Source organism: Laspinema sp. D2d (assembly GCF_025370755.1).
Lineage (GTDB): Bacteria > Cyanobacteriota > Cyanobacteriia > Cyanobacteriales > Laspinemataceae > Laspinema.
Genome location: NZ_JAMXFC010000034.1, coordinates 51,311 through 71,871 on the forward strand (window position 1 = coordinate 51,311; position 20,561 = coordinate 71,871).

General features: G+C 46.7%; 9 protein-coding genes. 3 read left to right on the forward strand and 6 right to left on the reverse strand.

The genetic code is table 11. The features are described from left to right. The first annotated feature begins 206 nt into the window (after positions 1-206). Entirely contained in the window at positions 207-635 is a 429-nt protein-coding gene (locus tag NG796_RS20150) for a peptidylprolyl isomerase (RefSeq protein ID WP_261208755.1), read from the forward strand. 221 nt (positions 636-856) lie between these two features. On the opposite strand, the gene NG796_RS20155 is transcribed toward NG796_RS20150, so the two are convergent. Next, positions 857-3,259, reverse strand: a complete 2,403-nt coding sequence (locus tag NG796_RS20155) for an adenylate/guanylate cyclase domain-containing protein (RefSeq protein ID WP_261208756.1) — start codon at positions 3,257-3,259, stop codon at positions 857-859. Next, the gene (locus NG796_RS20160; RefSeq protein ID WP_261208758.1) at positions 3,243-6,041 is read right to left on the reverse strand and encodes a response regulator; all 2,799 of its coding nucleotides are present in this window, start codon (positions 6,039-6,041) and stop codon (positions 3,243-3,245) included. The genes NG796_RS20155 and NG796_RS20160 overlap by 17 nt, the downstream gene beginning before the upstream one ends. Positions 6,042-6,637: 596 nt before the next feature. Here NG796_RS20160 and NG796_RS20165 point away from each other — a divergent pair. Continuing rightward, a complete protein-coding gene (locus NG796_RS20165) occupies positions 6,638-8,377 on the forward strand; it encodes an EAL domain-containing response regulator (RefSeq protein ID WP_261208761.1) in 1,740 nt (579 codons plus the stop codon). Positions 8,378-8,382: 5 nt separating this feature from the next. Here the strand turns inward: NG796_RS20165 and NG796_RS20170 are convergent, their stop codons facing one another. From NG796_RS20170 to NG796_RS20185, 4 genes are all read right to left on the reverse strand, one after another. Further along, positions 8,383-13,815: a PAS domain S-box protein gene (locus tag NG796_RS20170; RefSeq protein ID WP_261208763.1), complete on the reverse strand. Its 5,433-nt coding sequence runs from the start codon at positions 13,813-13,815 to the stop codon at positions 8,383-8,385. A 193-nt stretch (positions 13,816-14,008) separates the two neighbouring features. Next, positions 14,009-14,560: a Rab family GTPase gene (locus tag NG796_RS20175; RefSeq protein ID WP_261208764.1), complete on the reverse strand. Its 552-nt coding sequence runs from the start codon at positions 14,558-14,560 to the stop codon at positions 14,009-14,011. 8 nt (positions 14,561-14,568) lie between these two features. Continuing rightward, positions 14,569-17,445: an OmpA family protein gene (locus NG796_RS20180; protein WP_261208766.1), complete on the reverse strand. Its 2,877-nt coding sequence runs from the start codon at positions 17,443-17,445 to the stop codon at positions 14,569-14,571. 88 nt (positions 17,446-17,533) lie between these two features. After that, positions 17,534-18,142 (reverse strand): hypothetical protein, encoded by a 609-nt coding sequence (locus NG796_RS20185; protein ID WP_261208768.1) that lies wholly within the window; start codon positions 18,140-18,142, stop codon positions 17,534-17,536. 665 nt (positions 18,143-18,807) lie between these two features. Here NG796_RS20185 and gatB point away from each other — a divergent pair. Further along, the gene (gatB, locus tag NG796_RS20190; RefSeq protein ID WP_261208771.1) at positions 18,808-20,292 is read left to right on the forward strand and encodes an Asp-tRNA(Asn)/Glu-tRNA(Gln) amidotransferase subunit GatB; all 1,485 of its coding nucleotides are present in this window, start codon (positions 18,808-18,810) and stop codon (positions 20,290-20,292) included. The last annotated feature ends 269 nt before the right edge of the window (positions 20,293-20,561 follow it).

The following is a 20,561-nucleotide window of genomic DNA, read 5'->3' on the forward strand; positions in this document are numbered from 1 at the left end:
TTGGCTGGGGATTTCAGCATTCCTGGTTTCCCTGGGGTTAAGTCCCTCCAGTTTGACTGATTTAGGATGAAGGAGGGATAAAATTTTCTTCACTTCAATCCAGTCTATTAAACCCGCTTTTTTAACGGGCTTAGGCATAGAGTCATCGGTAATCAGCCATAGACTTGGATGCTTTGTTTTCGTAAACATTATTAGGAGTAAACAAAATGACCCAAGCCAAGCAGGGCGATATGGTGACAGTTCACTACACGGGTAAATTAGACGATGGGACGGTTTTTGATTCCTCCCTCGATCGCGACCCTCTGGAATTTGTCCTGGGGGAAGGACAACTCATTGCCGGTTTTGAACAAGCGGTTTTAGGGATGACTCCGGGGGAATCCAAAACCGAAAAAATTCCAGCGGATGAGGCATACGGTCCTCATCGACAAGAAATGGTAGTGGAAGTTGAACGGCAGCAACTGCCGGATAATATCCCCTTAGATGTGGGACAACAATTACAAATTCAACAAGCCCCGGATCAAATTATTCCTGTAGTTATTACGGCGATTTCTGAGTCAAAAGTGACTTTAGACGCTAATCCCCCCCTGGCGGGAAAAGATTTGATTTTTGAAATTGAGTTGGTTGGCATTGCTTAAGGGCAAGAAAGACCCTTTGAGTTTTGTAAAACCATAAAAGATTTAGAGGTTTTTAAACCGTTAGTACAAAAAGACCGGCGGGGGTTTGTATCCCCGCTGGTTTCTGAGACTCTGGGGGAAATTTAAACTCAGTGCGATCGCCCTTTAAAAGTCGGATTAAGGGGATCTATCCTTTTGCTCTCCCTGGCGATATCTAACCATTCTCAGGAATAGGGGAACTGCTAAAGTTCAGCTTTTAACCCGAGGAGAAAATAAGTATTCATTTCTCCTTTTCCTTTCACTGCAATGGGTCCGCGTTTTTCAAAGTAGTAATCATCCTGCAATAAATAATAGGTGGTTTCGCTGACTTGAATTCGTCCGGGTAAACTGTGAGATTCCATGCGGCTGGCAATGTTTACCGTGTCCCCCCACAGATCATAAATAAACTTTTTGATACCAATCACGCCCGCTACAACTGGCCCGCTATGAATGCCAATTCGGATGCTAAAAGACTGCTGGGTTTGCTGATTAAATTGGGTCAAAGCAGTTTGCATATCCAGGGCCATATCTGCGATCGCTTCGGCATGATCTTCCCGTTCGGTGGGCAATCCCGCAACCACCATATAAGCATCCCCAATGGTTTTAATTTTTTCCAGTTGATGTAATTCGGTGAGGCGATCGAAGGCAGAAAAAATTAAATTCAGCAACTCTACTACTTCTAGGGCTGAAAGTTCCGAAGCAATTTCTGTAAACCCCACCAAATCGGCAAACAAAACCGTAACATTCGCATAAGTTTCGGCGATACTGTTGGGTTCCAGCTTGAGGCGATCAACGATGGGTTCGGGTAAAATATTGAGCAGCAAATTTTCAGTTTTCTTTTGTTGCTTTTGCAAGGCTTTTTCTACCTTAATGCGTTCGGTGATATTCCTGAAAATTCCCCGAATTGCAACTGGATTTCCTTCTAAATATTTACAATTCATACTCCCTTGCAAAGAGATTTTCTGACCGGATTTTGTCATAAATTCAGCGGTGACTTCATCCAAGGTTTCTCCAGCAAAGATGCGGTTAAAACGGTCTTGATACTGGGGTTTACTCTGAGGATGCAGCAGTTCAAACACCGTCAGGTGTTCTAACTCTAGTTCACTATATCCTAGGGTTTCTTTCCAGGCGCGATTGACATATAAAAAGCGACCTTCAATAGAAACACTTTGAATTAAATCGCTGGCATTTTCAAATAAATCGCGATAGCGTTCTTCGCTTTCTTGAAGGGCAATTTCAGCTTGTTTGCGCTTGATAAATTGACCAATCTGGCTGGCGATCGCACTACAAGTTCCCATCAAATCTTCATCAATCGTCTGGACATCCCGGCTATAAAACCCGATCACCCCGAGTAATTCCGAGGATGAATCCACCAGGGGTTCAGTTTCCGAAGCGTCACCCAAAATAGGGAAAACGAACCCACTATTCAAACCCGCTTGCACTAAGTATTCTGTCTCGGGCCAGGTCATCCCTTCCCCAGCGAGATCCGCTGTCCACACCGCCTCATGAATCGCCCACACATGACCGGGTAATCCTTCACCCTTGGCTAACTGGGTCTTTCTGTTCTGTCCCAACCCTTCCCAATCCAAGGTCTGGCTGTGCCACAGTTGCAGACAAGTGAGACAATCCGCTTGGCGTTCTGACTCCCGGGACTTCTTGGACAGGGGATAGCCGTTCCCTTCATCCCCTCTTTGTACCTGCCAAATTTCGCCGACATCCCACTCTAAACTATCACATAAGGCAGGCAACAGTTTGGGTGCAGCCTCGACCAGATTTGCCGATTCCGACAAAATCCGAATCGTCGCCGATTGTGCTAAATTCCGTTGTTGTTTGCGTTTGCGTTCGGTGATATCCCGACCGATATAAACTAAATCGGGAATATCGGCGGCGGAAACATCAATCACGGCACAGGAAAATCCCACATATACTTTTTTACGAGTTTTGGTATGGCAAACGATTTCTACTGGGGATAATCCGGGTTCATCGCGCTCTATTTGGCACAGGAAAAAATCTTTAACCAAATCCTGATGCTCTCCCACAATTTGGGAAATCCCTTTTCCGAGTAATTCGGCTTCAGAATACTCAAATAAATCCAGGGTACTTTGATTAACTTTTTTAATTAAACCCGTTTCAGTAGTGACGATTAATGCTTCCGCCATTGAGGCGAGAATTTGCTCAATATATCGTTTGGATTCGGAGAGGGCGGCCAAAAGAAGATGGGTTTCATTGGTGGCTTGGACTAATCGCTGTTCCAAGCTCATGCGATCGGTGACATCTTCTAAAAAAACGATGAGTTGTTGTCCCTGGCTCTCTTCTTTTTGAACGACATACATATCAAAATAAACCGGCGTACCCGCTTCGGTAAACCGGCTCAGGGATTTTAAATCAAAGCTGATCTGCCGCCCTTCTAAAACCTCTTGTAACAGGTCCTCTACTCCAATCAATTCGGGAAAAGCAAGACCCACTTCATCATTGACCTGAATGGGACCGGGAGAATCAGAAAATCGGTCCACTCCGGCGGAAGTTTTACGGATGGTTAAGGCGGAATCGAGGATGAGGTACTCAATGCCGTGGACAACTAAAAATTTTTTAAAGAAGGGGTTCATTCTCCCAGGCTCGCTCTACAAAAATAACGAATGCTTGATAGGCTTCAGTTAATTGAGCGAATAAATCAGATAGATTATCTGCTTTACCTTGCTTGGCGTCTCGTTCCAATTGGGCGGCAATGCTACAAATTTGTTGAGCTCCCACATTCCCACTGGCACCCTTAATATAATGCGCTTCTTGTTTGAGGGTTGTAAAGTCTTCCACTGAAACGCTTTGGAGTGATATGATATGGGTTTGGAGTTCTTCAATAAATGTTTCTAGCAGCTCTTTCCGAAAAACCGAATCTCCTTGAGAAATTCGTTCAAGACGCTCCAGATCCAGGATCTGGTCTCCGGAGGAGCGATCGCCCGAGTCAACGGGTTGAAAGCTAACTCTTGCTCCGCTCAGTTGATTTACCCATTTTGATAGTATAGCCTGAAGTTGTTCCGGACAGACTGGCTTACTAATATAATCATCCATTCCTGCGGCTAAACATTTTTCCCGGTCCTCCTTCATGGCATGAGCCGTCATGGCGATAATCACCGTATGCTGAGGGTTAGGGACTGGAGAATTCCCAGTGCTCTGTTCTATGCGGCGGATCTGTGCGGTGACTTGATATCCGTCAAGGACTGGCATTTGGCAATCCATCAAAATGATCGGATAAGCATGAGTCTGCCACAATTTCAGCGCTTCTTCCCCTTGATTGGCAATATCAGCTTGATACCCTAATAGTTCCAGTTGTTTAATGGCTACTTTTTGATTAACGGGATTATCTTCAGCCAACAGAATTTTGATGGGAGTTTGACCGATATTAATTTTATCTTTGGGATAGGAAATAGGTTCGGGTTTGGTGGCAACCGATAAACCGACTGCGCGACAGATGACTTCTAAAAATCGTGCGGGTTTAATGGGTTTAATCGGGCAGTCACAAAATCCACTATTTAAGGCTGTTTTGACGAGATTGCGCTGATGAGTGGCGGCGATCGCAATCAAGGGAATAGTAGTAAATCGGGAATCCTGTTTAATTTGTTGCCCTAAAGCAATTCCCGTAATATCCGGCATTTCTAAATCAATAACGATTAGGTCATACTCGATGCCTTTCTCCCATTGGGTTTGCAAGAAATTGAACGCGGTGTTACCCTCGGTTTCTTCGACTTGAATTCCCCAACTGGTAACGCGATCGCGAATCACCATTCGCACCACTTCACGGTTGGCTATGACTAACAAAGAGAGTCCCCCTATCTCCCGGGGTGCTGATAGCTTTTCAATGGGAATTTCGGGCTTTTTAAACGGAACTCTAAACCAAAAATTAGACCCTTCTCCTTCCCGGCTTTCTACACTAATTTCTCCCTCCATGAGGGTAATCAACTGTTGACAAATTGCCAGTCCTAAGCCGGTTCCTCCATATTCCCGAGTCGTTGAAGAATCTACTTGAGAAAAGGGTTGAAAAAGCTTACTTTGGTTTTGAGGTGCAATCCCAATCCCCGTATCAATGACCGAGAATAACAAAATTGTTGAATCGGGAGTTTCGGCCACTCGTTCGACTTGCAGGACGACATATCCCTCATCGGTAAACTTAATGGCATTCCCCATCAAATTCGTGAGAATTTGCCGCAAGCGGGAGCTATCTCCCCGCAACCCTAGGGGGATATCTTCCTCGATAAATGAGGCAACTTCTACGGATTTTAAATGGGCTTGGGGGGCTAATAAATCGATGACTTCTTCCACGCTAGTGCCGAGGTTGAAATCTAATTGTTCTAAGTGCATCTCTCCCGCTTCGAGTTTGGAGAGGTCTAAAATTTCATCAATCAAGGTTAAGAGAGCATCTCCACTGGTCCGAATCGTGTCAATAAAGTCGTGCTGTTCAGCGGTTAAAGTGGTTTCTAGTAATAACCCCGTCATCCCCAAGACGGCATTCATGGGAGTGCGAATTTCATGACTCATATTGGCTAAAAAGTAACTTTTGGCAATGGAAGCCTGTTCTGCTTCTCGACGGGCGCGATCGAGTTCTGCCGTGGCCCGTTGACGCTCGGTAATATCTCGGCCAATATAAACTAAATCCCCATAATCATCGAGTTCGGTCCCAATCGCTGCAATGGAGAAAGAAACAATCATGCTTTCTCCGGTTTTGGTCCGACAAATGCCTTCAGCCGTGGTGAAAAGGGTGGGTTCAGTGGGGTTATGGTTGTCCCGGTCATGGGTTAAGATTTCTTCACTTTCAATCAGCAAAGAAATGGGCTGACCGATGAGTTCAGAGTCCTGGGAATACCCAAATAAATTAACGGCGGCGGGATTGACATTTTGAATCCGACCCCGGCGATCGGTTACCAACAAGGCATCGGCCATTGAAGTGATAATTTTATCGGTGTAGGATTTGGCGGCCTCTAGGGTAGAAAGGAGGAGGTTTGCTTCATTAATGCGTTGCACCAATTCTTGCTTTAATACCATCGTTTCTGTGGTATTTTCTAAAAGAATTAGCCATCGCTGTTCTTCAGTTTCAGATTGAGTCGGATCCGCTATCAAGTACAGGTCGAAATAAAGCGGATTGTGCGATTCTCTAATCCGGGTAATTCCTTTGAGTTCAAACCCTTCCTGTTGTCCTTGAATAATTGCCCGGAAGACCTCTTCGAGTCCGATGAGTTCGGGAAATCCGCACCGGATATCCTCTCCCACCCCGACTTTAGCGCCTCCTGATGCAAATTCCATCGCGCCAGCAGATGCCTCAACTATGTACCAGTTGCGATCGACGCCTAGGTACTCCATGTGGCGAGGAGTGAGTAGTTTATTGAGAATCGAATTCATTTGGCGTTTCAGGTTCACTAGGGAAACAGTCTGGGCTATTTATTTAGAATGCTCAATTGGCTGAGTGGGTTCTAAACGGTGATTCAAAGGATATAAAAGGGTGCGATTTCACGGACTGATACCGCCACCATCCCCAGCCCATTGCTTCTGTATTTTATCCGAGCTTTTCAATTTTTCATCAAAAAGTTTCAAGGGTGATCAGTTTGGGATTGATAGTTAACTCGGTTTGGGATTGAACCTCCTCTGGACTTAGGGAACAGATATGGTAAAATAAAATAATATTTGTTTTGATCCTTAAAAGTTCAGGGACCTAAGAATAGCCGGGAAGACGTTCAGGCTTAAAAAATCCTAGGTGGGAATCTTGAAACGTCCAACTAGCGGTCCAGTCAAGGTTTAGAATCAAGTCATGGAACGGTTAAAAATTGTTAAACTCACGCCGGTGGAGTCGTCCACAGAGCCTGGTCTGCTCAAAGAGATCTCCAAGAGATAAAAGGAATCGGAGAAAAGGTGACAATCCAGTATAGCTGCCATTTAGGGGGCGGTTCACCAGAGAAGTTAATGGGTCAAGAAAACTGTCAGATCGGGTTGTTGAGTGCATGAAAAAGAAAATATTGATTGTCGAAGATGAAAATTCATTTCGCAAAACCGTCCTCAAAATTCTAAGTTCGGAAGGTTTTGAAGCCATTGGAGCAGACAATGGGAGTACGGGGGTAAAATTGGCGCAAACTGAACAGCCCGATTTAATTTTGTGCGATATTATGATGCCTGGGCTAGATGGTTATGAAGTGTTGACTATCCTACAGCAGGACCCGGCCACCGCAACGATCCCGTTTATTTGTTTAACCGCCCAGGAGGACCGTTCCGCCATGCGTCGGGGGATGGAACTAGGAGCCAGTGATTATCTGACGAAACCCTTTACCCGAACGGAACTGATGGGGGCGATCGCCACCCAACTCGGCAAACGGGAACGCCTGAAGCAGGAACAAACCAATGCAGTCCAAGAGGCGATCGCCCAACTCAATGACCTGGTTTATTACGACAGCTTAACCAATCTTCCGAATCGATTAATGTTGCGCGATCGCTTCGAGCGCAGCCTCACTACTACCCCCCATCAACCCTGCTTCATCCCCATTGCTATCCTGAGTTTAGACCAGCTCAACCGCTTCAACAATACCCTCGGCACTGACTACAGCGACTTATTACTTCAAGCGGTAACGGAGCGCACCCTGCGCTATGTGGGACCCGGGGGGACCGTCGCCCGCTTAAACAGTGAGCAACTGGCCTTAATTTTGCCCCCCTTGACTGAAAAACTGCAAGTAGAAGACACTGCGCGCCAAATTTTGGCCCTGTTTTCCACCTTTTTTAGTATCTTAAGCGACGAAGTATTTCTCACCAGTAGCATTGGCATCGCCATCTATCCTGATGATGGTCAAGAAATTGATAGCTTGCTCAAATCCGCTAACTTGGCAATGCACCAAGCCAAAGAACAAGGGGGAAATTGCTATCAACTTTACACTTCAGCTATTGAAGAAAAATCTTACGATCGCCTCATGCTAGAAATGAGCTTGCGGCAGGCATTAGACCGCAATGAATTCATTCTTTACTATCAGCCCCAAGTTCACTTAAACACGGGCAAAATTGTTGCCGCTGAAGCACTAATCCGGTGGCTCCATCCTGATCGCGGCTTGATTTCTCCCGCAGAATTTATTCCCATTGCTGAAGAAACGGGATTGATTGTGCGCCTGGATGAATGGGTCTTGCAGAATGCTTGCGAACAAGCCCAACTCTGGCAACAGGCTGGCTATCAACTCACCATCGCGGTCAACTTATCCGGACTGCAATTTAATCAACCCGGTTTAACTCAGCGCGTTATTCATATTATCCGAGAAAGCCAAGTTAATCCCTGTCATGTAGAAATTGAACTCACGGAGAGCGCCCTCGTCCAAAATCCGGAACTCGCCATCTGCATTCTGAGAGACCTCAAAGACTTCTCCTTACAACTTTCCTTAGATGATTTTGGAACCGGCTATTCTTCCTTGAGTTATTTGCGCCAATTTCCCTTTGATACCCTTAAAATAGACCGTTCTTTTGTTAGAGACTTGCTGATTAGCCCTAAAAATGCCGCTATTATTAATGCCATCATCCAACTGGCTAGACAGCTTAACTTGAAAGTGATTGCCGAAGGGGTAGAAACCCGAGAACAATATGATTTTCTTGCCGAAAATCACTGTGATTTAATCCAAGGTTATTACTTTAGTCCTCCCCTCCCTGTGGCCGCCTTTGAAGACCTGTTGACTGCACAACTGCATCATTCCTCTTTTGTCAAAGACCTCTAAACTCATCACTTAGGCTTTTGAAGGGTGATAATAAATCGCTCAATACGGGTTAAAATCACCTCTAATTCAGCGGCCAACTCTTCGAGACCCTCCTGACATTGCTGATTGGCTAGAGATTCAATTTGACGGGCAATATTGGGCATAGAAAGGACAGCAACGGTCGCTGAACCTCCCTTAAGCTGATGAGCGCGACGGCTCAATTCTACCCAATCTTGAGTCTTGATATAGCGCTTGATATCCTCGAAATAAACAACTGCATCTTCCATAAAGGTTTCTAAGAGTTCTAACTCAAACTCTTCATCTCCCCGAGAAATTTCATGGAGGCGATCGAGATCAATGGGAGCTTCATCCAGAGGCTCAAAGGGGATAGATGTAGAAGGAAGTGTTAGGGGTGGTGTTGGGGGGGGAATGGCCTCGGGAACGCCGCTGATGGTTTCTCCCCAGTGATGCAAAATTGCAGCTAACTGGTCGAGGTCAACAGGTTTACTAATATAGTCATCCATTCCGGCTTCTACACATTTTTCCCGGTCTCCTTTCATGGCATTTGCAGTCATGGCGATGATGGGAGTATGGCGAGATGAACCTTCGCGATCGCGCAACGCTTTTGTTGTTTTATACCCATCCAAAACCGGCATTAAACAATCCATCAAAACCAGGTCATACTGTTGCTCTGCGAGACAATCCAGGGCTTCCTGTCCATTCTCCACACAGTCCGCAGCATACCCCAATATTTTGAGCTGATTTAAAATCACTTTTTGGTTAATGGGAGTATCTTCCACCAATAAAATTTTCAGATTCTTCACCGATTCCATAACCGGACTGGATCGGCCTGTATCTTCGCGCAGGAATAAGGAAGAAGAAACCCCCGAAGGTTGACCTTGTAAAGCTTGAGTCAACCGTTCTAATAAGCGAGAGGCTTTAATCGGCTTGAGTAAATAACCCGCCGCCCCTTTTTTCAGGAGACGTTTCACCAATTCATGTTGATGAATCGAGACCATAACCAGCCATTTGAGTGGGGAGAACTGGGGGTCAGAAATTAGGGTTTGAGCGAGAGTTTCTCCGTCAGTTTGAGCATTTTGCAGGTCAATTAAAACCAGAGAATAAGGGTTCCCTTGGGTATCAGCGGTTTGCAAAGCGGCGATCGCCTCGGATGAGTTGGCAACCGCCTCACCCTGCAAATGCCAAGACTCTAAATAGGCACAAATCATTTGGCGACTCGTGGCATTGGCATCCATGACTAACAACCGCAAATTCTGAGGAGATGAGGGTAATTTCGGCAGCACTTTCACCCCACTGGGGGCGGTTTCAAAGGTGGCGGTAAACCAGAAGCATGAACCAGTCCCCACGGAACTTTCTACCCCAATTTCACCCCCCATTAACGTCACTAATTGCTTACAAATCGCCAATCCTAACCCGGTGCCTCCATATTTCCGTGTGGTTGAGGCATCGACTTGGGAAAAGGATTCAAATAATTTATGTTGGTCCCGGGGATTAATCCCAATTCCCGTATCCCGGACTTCAAAATATAGGGTAGTTGTCGTGGGGGTTTGAATCTGCAAGGAAGCGTGAACCACCACTTCACCCTGATCCGTAAATTTCAGGGCATTTCCGGTGAGATTCATTAACACCTGACGCAGCCTTGTTGGGTCTCCAATTAAGGTTGGGGGAATCTCCGACTCGACTAGGGAGAGTAATTCCAGGCGCTTACTTTGGGCCTGGGTTGCCAGCAAATCAATGGTTTCTTCGAGACAGCCGCTTAAACTAAACTCAATGCGATCCAGGCGCATTTCTCCCGCTTCGAGTTTAGAAAAATCAAGGATATCGTTAATTAAAATCAGCAAATTTTGACCGCTGGTTTTCAGGGTGTGGACAAAATCTTGCTGTTGGGAAGAGAGGGGAGTTTTGAGGAGTAAATCCGTCATGCCAATCACGCCATTCATAGGAGTTCTAATTTCATGACTCATGTTGGCGAGGAATTGAGATTTCATGCGGGAGGCTTGCAGGGCCTGTTCTCGGGCTTGGACCAATTCATTAATCACTTGAGTGACAATGATGATTCCGCCAATTTGATGTTCTGAGCGGTACCAAGGTTGTACCGCCCAACGCAAATAGAGTTGGGTTCCATCGCTCAGTTCAAAACATTCTTCCGGTCGAGAGAGGACTGCTCCTTGGAGTGCGCCCTGGTGAATAGCCTGAATATTTTCAGGGGCGGGTAACTGATGATAATAAGATTGGCCGAGGAGAGATTGTCCCTCCAGTTGATAATCTTTTAACCAACAGTTACTATAGGCCAGGTAGCGCATTTCCGTATCAAACATTGCCATTGCTACGGGGGCATTAGTAATAATTTGTCGTAATTGTTGGCGTTCCTGTTCGCGGACTTGTTCGATGCGCTTGCGATCGGTAATATCGTTGAGAGAACCGGCGGTACCGATGTAGGAATTTTGATCGTTAATATTGAGGCGTTTTTGAACTTCTACCCAACGATAACTCCCCTCTTTGGTGAGGAACCGGGCTTCGTGACGGACGGAATCTTGTTGGTTGTTGATGAGGGCGGCAAAGGCTTTACGAAAACTGGGCCGATCGTCCGGGTGAACAAAGGAGAGGAAAGGTTGACCGAGACTTTCGGCGACGGTAAATCCGGTGATGTCCGTCCAAGCGGGATTGAGGAAGGTTAAGTATCCATGTTGATCCCGTTGAAAAATAACTTCACTTAAATTTTCAACCACGGAACGATATTTGTTTTCGCTGGCTAAAATAGCAGCTTCAGCGCGTTTGCGATCGCTAATATCCCGTTGAATAGTCGCAAAACAGATCGGTTCATTTCGTTCCGGATGTTTGACGAGAAATAAACTGGTTTCCATATCAAAACACTGGCCGGTTTTAAAGTGACGCAGTTTGGTTTCACCCTGCCAATAGCCGGTTTGCATGACGGTGGGAATCGCCACCTTTTGATATTGCACCTTGGTTTCTGGGGTCAGGTAGTCAGACATTTCGGTTTGATAGACCTGTTCGAGGGAATCGAGTCCCACTCGCAGGCGACCGGCTTCGTTGATATAAATGGCTTTGCCTTCTAAACTCGCCATCCCGATAAAGTCTTTGCTGTTCTCAACAAGGGCGACAAATTTGCGGCGTTCTTCATCGGCTTGTTTGCGATCGGTGATGTCGGTATGGGAACCTGTCATGCGGATAGGGTTTCCGGCTTCGTCCCACTGGGCTTGACCCCGAGTCAAAATCCATTTATATCCCCCGTCTTCGCACCGAACCCGATGTTCTTGGGAGTAGGAGGGGGCCGTTTGATCTAAATGGGCTTGCATGGCGTGGCGGCAGGTTTCCAGGTCATCAGGATGAATGCGACTTTCCCAGGCTTGAAAGGGATGAAACTGGTCCTGGGACTCATATCCGAGCATTTCCTGACCGCGAGCAGAAAGGAAGACCCGATCGCTTTTCAGGTCCCAGTCCCAGATGCCATCGGAAGTCCCTTTGATGGCAAGTTGCCACCGTTCTTCACTCCGGCGCAAAGCAGCTTCCGTTTTTTGGCGTTCGCTGATTTCTGCTTGCAGGCTGTTGAGGGTTTCCGATAGCTCGTGGGTGCGTTCTTGGACTCGGCGTTCTAATTCATCATTGGCGCTTTTCAAAGCGTCCTCGGCCCATTTGCGTTGCAGTTCGGCAGCGGCGCGGGAGGCAAAGACGCTGAGAATGGCGTTAGCTTCCGGTTCTATTTCTAGGGGTTGGTCATGGAGAATGCAGAGGTTGCCAATAGGCTGGTTCTGGGGGTCGAAGAGGGGAACGCCCAAATAGCCCACGGCATTGAGGGTGGCAAGGGCTGGGGCGTCGGGGAATAAGTCCTGGAGGCGATCGGGGTAATGGCAGAGTCGGCCTTCCTCGATGACGACTTCACAAGGGGTATGGCACAGTTCATACTCGAAGTTGTCCCAGAGGCGATCGCCACACCAGAAGGCTAGGGTTTTTAATGTTTTCTTTTGGGTCCCTTCTAGTTGGGACAGCAACACATAGGGGACTCCTAGGGCGGTTGCTAGATGTTGCACCAACACCGGGAAGAATTCTTCTCCGGTGACCGCTGCGGTCCCAGAAATGATGTTCTGTAGGGCTTTTTCAGCTTGTTTACGGGCGGTGATATCCTGGATGGCGACCACGGCCCCAAGGTTCTCTCCCTGGGCATTGACGAGGGCTTGTCCATTGGCGACTAGAATGCGCTTTTTGCCCTGTTTGGGCAGAATTTCCATTTCCTGCTCACAGACTCGTTCTCCCTGCCATGCTCGATACAGGGGGGTCTGTGCAATGGGCATGGGGGTATTTTCGTCGGGATGGTAAAATTGAAAGTGTTCCCCCCAGTGATGGACTGAGAGGGGCTGTTCCGGCAGTCCATACACTTCTTGACTGGCTCGGTTTAAGACGCTCAAGGTGCCATCGGCGTCACAAGCGACGATGCTATCTTGGAGGTTGTTGAGTAGGGCGTTGAGAAATTCTCGTTCTTTTTGCAAGGCGGCTTCCGCCCGTTGGCGATCGCCGATTTCGCTTTCGAGTTGAACGATGGTTTGCTGCAAGGTGCGGGTTCGTTCCTCGACGCGCTGGGCTAAAGCGGCATTCATTTTAGCGATCGCCGCAGAGGTCCGCTTCCGTTCGGTCATATCCCGCCCGATATAGACGAATTCTTCGATTTCCCCCTCTTCGTTGCGAATTACCCCTCGGGAAAATCCGATGACTCTTTCTTCTCCTTTTTTACTTTTACAGGTGACTTCTACTTCGGTTTTTCTCACATAATAAGCTTCTTCTTCTTTCCCATAAGACGCTTCAGTATTAACGCTTTCTAAAGCCTGAATATTCGGAATAATCTCCTGTAAAGGTTTGCCAATTAATTCTAATTCGCTGTAATTTAATAAGTCACAAGTTGCTTTGTTAGTTTTTTTAATTAATCCGTTAGCCTTACAGACAATAATCGGGTCTAGGGCGGTTTGAAAAATTTTATCTAAGGCTGATTTAGCCGAATTGAGTTTATTTAATAAGAGATAAGCATCGTTTTCTCTCTGAACGAAGGTTTGCCGTAAGACCATGCGTTCCGTGGCATCCCCAAAAAACACAAATAAGCGATCGGGCGGTTGGTGTTCCTGAGAGTTGGCAACGATCCACAAATCCAGATACAACGTTCCCTCGCGATCGGAACAGCGATTAATGCCTTGTAATTCAAAACTATTACACCGCCCTTCCAAGATATCAATCCACACCTGTTCGATGCCAATTAACTCCGGATATCCCCCTCTGGCATCCCGTCCCTGCTGGACTTGTTCGGGACTCTCTGCAAACCGATGGACTTGGGGGGATTTATCTAAGATGATCCCATCTTGATTGATAATGAGATACTCTAAGCGGCGAGGGGCTAAAAGTTTTTCTAGTAGGGGATTCGTGCCAGTCGTCATAGGTCTTTTTGGTCCTCCTTCTCTCTATCATACGATAAGCGAGCGTTGGTAGAGGGGAGGGAAGGCTGCCCGGGTTCTTTAGGAAGCATCGACTCATTCCCATCCACCGAAAGTCTCAAGCCCGGGAATACTCTTCTTTCGTGCAGACTGAACCGATCGCCTAAAAATCCCCCCTCATTTCATGGAAGAACCCTTAAGTTTTCACGAGAGTTTGAAGGGCTAATTTATGGAAAATCTCATCCACAAATTCTCCGGTTCGGGCGGAGGTGGAATAGATGCCTAAAACCAGTTCAGATCCGGGAGAAACTCCAGATACAATCTCCTGACATAATTCATGAAGTTTGGGTATTTTTTCCGGTTCTACGAGGTCCGCTTTATTTAAAGCGACCATCAATGCACCTTTGGGATTGACCGAGGCAAACAGCTTAATATGTTCGGAAACTCGTTCTATGGTTTCGGTTCGGGTAACATCAGCGACGATTAAAGCCCCGCCGGACCCTTGGAGATAGGAGGGGGCGATCGCCTTAAACTTCGTGTGCCCTTCCAAATCCCAAATTAATAACTGCATCCCCACGGGGTCTGAGTCGGGTTCTTTTTCCACTTGTAGGGGTTTACGAGAAATTTTCACCCCCACGGTTGAGAGATATTGATCACTAAATTCCCGATCCACAAAGCGGCGAATTAAACTGGTTTTCCCGACTCCAAAATCTCCAATCATGCAGATTTTCTTAGAAATGGTTGACATAATGCTAACTAATTTTTCGGTTCTGGTGTGATTGGCTCAAAAAGAACAACCCGTCCTAATAGTTTAGGTTGAGTCGGGTCTACATCTGGAGGCGGGTTGCTATCCCCGATCGCCTCTAAACGAGTGGGTTGGACTCCGGACTGGATCAAGGCTGTTTGGACCGCTTGTGCCCGTTGCAAAGCTAACCGCTGGTTTCGCGTGGGAGAACCTATGCCATCACTATGACCGATGATCCTCAGATTTTTTTCAGGATATTGTTCGAGAAACTGCTTCAAGGTTGCCACAGTCGGTTCATAACTGAGATTTAATCGAGTCGAACCGGCATCAAAATAGACCCGAGTTTCAATGGTTACTGGGTCAAGTTTCAAGGTACTAATAACAGAGTTGACCCCAGGAATTTGCTGGAACCCTTGAACGATTTGCGCAGCCTGAGACATCTCCATGACGGTCCCCCCAATTGTCACGGTGCGATCGCTATAGTTAGCGGTAATTTCTACCCCATTTTTCTGATTAAAAACCTCACTGACTCGGGCCACTTCCCCTCGGACTAGAGTCGAGTCTGGGGGGACATCCACGGCAATAATTTGATTCTCTAAAATGCGATCGCCTACGGCTGCTGCGGCAATAGTTTCCGCCTGTTGACGTAATTCAGGATTCGGTAATTTTCCAGATACAATCACCCGGTTCCGCTTCGCCGTCACATCTAGCCGATATACGGCTAATTCCGGGGCCGAATTTAAGGCCAAAGCCACTTTAGACTCGATTCGGCGTTGAATAGAATTATAGTAAAAGAACCCCATCCACAGGACGAGCATGACGCCAAAACCTCCAAGAAATAACCCCAATAAGGCGTAAGGTTTTCCCTCAGTTTTTGGAGCAGTGGATTCTATGATTTGATTGACCAATTCCTGAATGCGATCGGGAACATTGGCTGGGTCTCCATCAAATTCTTGAATCGGTTGCTCATAATCTAAAATTAGGATACTGACGGTTTTTCGCATTTTTTTGATAAAGGCTGGGTTGGGAGTGCCTTTAACAATCACTGCTAAATAGCAGTATCCTCCGACTTCTAAAATTATTTTAGAATCCCCATATTCAATTTCATTGAGTTCAGAAATTTCCCCAGGTTTGACAATACAATCATTGACAAAACTGCGAATGGCCGTCAGCATTCCAGCGACCATTTCTGATTCTAGGCGGTAATCCCCCTCTTCCTGGGCTTCCGCAATCACTAATCCGGAGGCTTTGTGAATTAAAAATACGGCTTGGACGACCAAGGGAATGGATTCTTTGAGAATCAATTCGGCTTCGGAAACACCCTGAACTTTGGAGCGAATTTTGCGTTCTACTCCTTCCATGCTTAAGGTATTCGCGACTTTTTCATTAATGGACTTAATCGCCTCAGTCATGTATTTGCTAATGGTATTCCCAATGACGGGATAGAGGGCGTCTACCATTGCATCCCGTTCCAGGCGAATTTGTTCTTTGATGGTCCGTCCCATTTCGGGGGCTAAAACTTGGGCGATCGAGTTGCGATCAAGTCGGATTTGTTCTTTAATTGCCATTGCCATTTCTGGACCCAGGGCTTTGGCGACATCTTGCGGACTTTCTTTAATTTGTTGGGTAATCGCACTCGGAAGAATGGAGGCGATCGCGGAACTCATGGCTTCTTTATTTTCGTGCGATCGGTTCTTAATCACTTCATCAATAATCGGAACCAATGCCTTAGCGACTTCTTCTTTGGAGTCGCTAATTTTCCGACTGAGAATTTCTGCAATCCAAGGTTTGAGGAGTTCAATCAGCTTTTGTGGGTCATAAATCTGACTTTCCAGGGATTGTAAGTTGGCGTTGGTATTGACCAGCAATTCTCGCAGTCCAGGCAAGTCATGTTCAGTCAGGGATTGCTTGAGGCGATCGAGATCTGATATTTGCGTACCAAATAAAAGCTGCTGCAAACTCTCCATCGGGTCGATGGTTTGTAATAAATCGGCACTTCCCGGGTCGGTTGGCGAAGAGGGTTTAGGGGTTTCTATTCCAAACAGGCTTTCTAGTTGGTCCATTCCTGCTAATACTGCTGCCGTATTCGCTTGCAACTCGCTGATGTTAGGAATAACCGATGAATTACTCTGAGGTGAATAGGTGCTCAGAGTGGGCCATTTATTGTCTTCTGGATCACTTTTTTCAGGCGGAATAGGGCTTTGTTGATCAGGTTCTCTATTCGTTTCTGTGACAACTGCACTATCCATTAAATGGGTTGGCTTGCTGTTGGAATCAGCCTGAGATTCCGGTGCAATGGCTTCAGGTAAAAGGTCAGTAGAAGTCCCCTGATGGGTGATAAAATTTTCGGTTAAATCCGTCTTGGGCTGGGTCAATTCAGGTTCAGTCTGCGGTTTGGGCGTTGCAGACTCTGGGTTGAGTGGAGATGCATCTAAGAACTCATTCTCATGAGGAGAATGAGCCTTTTGGGTTACATTTTCCCTGATTGTTGCGGATGAACGAGATGGGGCAGGGGTGGGTTTGTCCTCTACTTCGGCGATCGCATAATGGTTAACGGTAATGGTCCGCCATTCACCATTTTTAGGCGGTTTAGGAGTAGGGCGATCGCGTTTTTTTACAGCCCGATCGCGTCCGCCATTTTCTACCAACTCCCCTTGCTTCCCTTCCCGGGTTCCGGTGCGATCGTCCGGGGGCTTTTGTAAGGGTTGATCGTTGATTTCCTCGGATAACGGGACCTGTTTTACAGGTTTACCCCCGAGTGCTTCAAGCAAGACATCCCGCAAGTTCTCTAGGGGATCTGGTGCGGTTGTTGTTGTTTCACGATTTACGGTCTTTAAGCCCTCTTCGTCTTCGCTTGACTTACCTGGCTTGAACTCTGACAAATCCATCCTTATGCCCCCTGCCAACACGCTTCATCTGTCGGTTCTTGGGTCTCTAAAAACCCCGCTGATCGGCCCTGATTTTAATCGACGTTATTTAATCTCCATTGCGGTGATCCGGTAAGAGAAGATCCGTTGTAATCTTAGTTTCGGCAGCTTCTCGCAGTTCCGGTGCAAACTCAGTTCCTTTGAGCCTCATCCCAATTTCAAATAAAATTTCTGCCATATCATCCCGGGCGATTTTTCCTTCTTTTAAGTTAGAAAAGCGCCGTTCGACTTCTTCAAACACTCGCTCTCGCAAGGTGTGAATATTTTCTTGATGGGTTTGTTGAATTTCCATGATTTGTTCTCGAATGGATTTGGTTTGCTTATCCAACGATTCATCCAGAGATTCAATGGTATGAGAAATTTTGGCTTTGGTCCGTTCAAGCTGTTGCCGCACGTCAGTCAAATCTTCTTGCGTGTTTAAACTCACGCTTTTAATTTTTTTCTCCACTGCCTCTACTGCTCCTCGCATTTCGGTAGCTGAGAAATGTTTGACTTCCTCTATGCGATCGCGAAACTCTTTTTGTAACAAAATCAAGTTGGCCTCAATTTGCTCAAATCGATGATTATAGTCCCGGATCTGTGACCCGACAATAATCTCGCGAATCTGGTCAATATTGCCCAGCCGTTCTCTCATTTCATCGCGACTGAGTTCATTCATAGAAACACCTCGTTATTTTGTGAATTAGGTTTGATCAATCAAATCTTACCGCTTTAAGAGCCATTTGACCATCACCGGGAAACACAGTTTTGGGTTGAGTGCCAATCCCTCAGACCTCAAATTGATCAGCCTGTTCTTGACTATTTTCTTCGTCAGCGACTTCAGGGTTATCAATTCCCATCTGTTTAGCTGATACTCCAATTCAAGCAAAATTGGAGTACCAATAAACCAGTTTCCTGGCAAAACCTTCGTAAATATTTACAATGGCTTAACCGACTCCCATTCACCCTCTCCCGGTTGAGGGGTCTGAATGCTGCCCTAAAGTCGGAGTTTAAACGCCTGTTTTGAAGCTGTAGGTTATTTCGCCGTCTAGTTCTGTCCAGATTATCCTTTCCCTTTCCAGGATTTAGGGGAAGCTGGCGCTATTATCTCACAGTTTGATCAAATTGTCAGTGATTCAATCATTTCTTCCCTCGATTTATACTCCCTTAACTTTACTGATTTTTAAAGTTAAGGTAGTTTATATACAATTGGCAATTTGAGAGTTTAATAGGAGAAAGTGAGCCGGTGAATTCTGGATGATTCCCCGGTGCGATTCCAACAGGAGGCGTCAGGAAGGCTAAAATAAGAACGGTACTATTGCATAGTCGCTTATTTAAACCTTCATGACGATAGCTGCACCCGTAACAACGAAGTACGAAGCGATAATCGGACTAGAAACCCATTGTCAGCTCAGTACCAAAACCAAGATTTTCTCCAATTCCTCTACGGCATTTGGTGCGCCACCCAATGCCAACATCGATCCAGTCTGTATGGGGTTGCCTGGGGTGTTGCCAGTTCTGAATCAAAAAGTCCTCGAATACGCCGTAAAAGCAGGACTGGCCCTCAACTGCGAGATTGCGCCTTACAGCAAATTTGACCGAAAGCAGTATTTTTATCCTGATTTACCGAAAAATTATCAAATTTCTCAGTATGATTTGCCGATCGCCGAACATGGTTGGCTGGAAATCGAACTGGTAGACGAACAAGGAAATGCTACCCGCAAGCGGATCGGAATTACCCGTCTGCACATGGAAGAAGATGCGGGAAAACTCGTCCATGCCGGAAGCGATCGCCTTTCAGGTTCCACCTACTCCCTGGTAGACTACAACCGCACCGGGATTCCCTTGATTGAAATCGTCAGTGAACCGGATTTGCGATCGGGACAAGAAGCGGCAGAATATGCTCAAGAACTGCAACGGATCGTGCGCTATCTCGGCGTCAGCGATGGGAATATGCAAGAAGGCTCCCTGCGCTGTGACGTGAATATTTCCGTGCGTCCCGTGGGACAAGAAGAATTCGGCGTCAAAGTCGAAATTAAAAACATGAACTCGTTTAGCGCCATCCAACGGGCGATCGAGTATGAAATTGAGCGCCAAATCGAAGCCATCACCAACGGCGAACCCATCTACCAAGAAACCCGCCTCTGGGAAGAAGGCAGCCAACGTACCATCAGTATGCGGAGTAAAGAAGGATCTAGCGATTATCGCTACTTCCCCGAACCGGATTTAGGACCGATTGAAGTCCCATCCAGCCAACTGGAACAGTGGAAATCCGAACTCCCCGAACTTCCCGCCCAAAAACGCGATCGTTACGAAACCGAAATCGGCTTATCCCCTTACGATGCGAGGGTAATCACCGATGATCGTGCCGTAGCGGAATATTTTGAAGCCACCCTCGCTGCTGGTGGAGATGCCAAACAAGCAGCGAACTGGATTCAAGGGGATATTACCGGCTATCTAAAAACTGAAAAGCTGAATATTACCGAGATTGCCTTAACTCCAGTCGCCCTAGCCGAACTCACAGGCTTAATTACATCGGGGACCATCAGCGGTAAAATTGCCAAAGATATTTTACCCGAATTGCTGACCCAAGGTGGGTCACCCAAGGAACTGGTAGAAAGCAAGGGATTAATTCAAATCAGCGATACTTCCGCCTTGGAAAAAATGATTGACGAGGCGATCGCCGCCAATCCCAAAGAAGTCGAATCCTACCGCAACGGCAAAACCAAGCTCAAAGGCTTCTTTGTGGGTCAAGTCATGAAACTCAGCGGAGGACGTGCGGACCCCAAATTGACCAACCAATTGGTTGAGCAAAAGCTCAACGGTTGATGGAGTGGGGATTGGGAGATGGGGAGGATGGGGGAGATGGGGGAGATGGGGGAGATGGGGGAGAGACGGGAGATGGGGATGCTTAAAAGAGTAAGCTTTTCACATTCTCCGGTCCCCTCCCCTTGCCAAGGGGAGGGTTAGGGTGGGGTCCTCTTGAAGTGGCTGAAGCCACTTCACCCACTCTTAGGGACATAAGCGCCTGTATGGAAGCTGGGGAAACCTGAAGCCGCTTAATCCACTTCACCAAGACCCTCCACCCATCTATTCCT

What these genes read in the sequence shown, in the direction of transcription:
- NG796_RS20165 (WP_261208761.1), top strand. Translation starts at nt 6,638, where the DNA reads ATGAAAAAGAAAATATTGATTGTCGAAGATGAAAATTCATTTCGCAAA.
- NG796_RS20180 (WP_261208766.1), bottom strand. Translation starts at nt 17,445, where the DNA reads ATGGATTTGTCAGAGTTCAAGCCAGGTAAGTCAAGCGAAGACGAAGAG.
- NG796_RS20160 (WP_261208758.1), bottom strand. Translation starts at nt 6,041, where the DNA reads ATGAATTCGATTCTCAATAAACTACTCACTCCTCGCCACATGGAGTAC.
- NG796_RS20185 (WP_261208768.1), bottom strand. Translation starts at nt 18,142, where the DNA reads ATGAATGAACTCAGTCGCGATGAAATGAGAGAACGGCTGGGCAATATT.
- gatB (WP_261208771.1), top strand. Translation starts at nt 18,808, where the DNA reads ATGACGATAGCTGCACCCGTAACAACGAAGTACGAAGCGATAATCGGA.
- NG796_RS20155 (WP_261208756.1), bottom strand. Translation starts at nt 3,259, where the DNA reads ATGAACCCCTTCTTTAAAAAATTTTTAGTTGTCCACGGCATTGAGTAC.
- NG796_RS20170 (WP_261208763.1), bottom strand. Translation starts at nt 13,815, where the DNA reads ATGACGACTGGCACGAATCCCCTACTAGAAAAACTTTTAGCCCCTCGC.
- NG796_RS20175 (WP_261208764.1), bottom strand. Translation starts at nt 14,560, where the DNA reads ATGTCAACCATTTCTAAGAAAATCTGCATGATTGGAGATTTTGGAGTC.
- NG796_RS20150 (WP_261208755.1), top strand. Translation starts at nt 207, where the DNA reads ATGACCCAAGCCAAGCAGGGCGATATGGTGACAGTTCACTACACGGGT.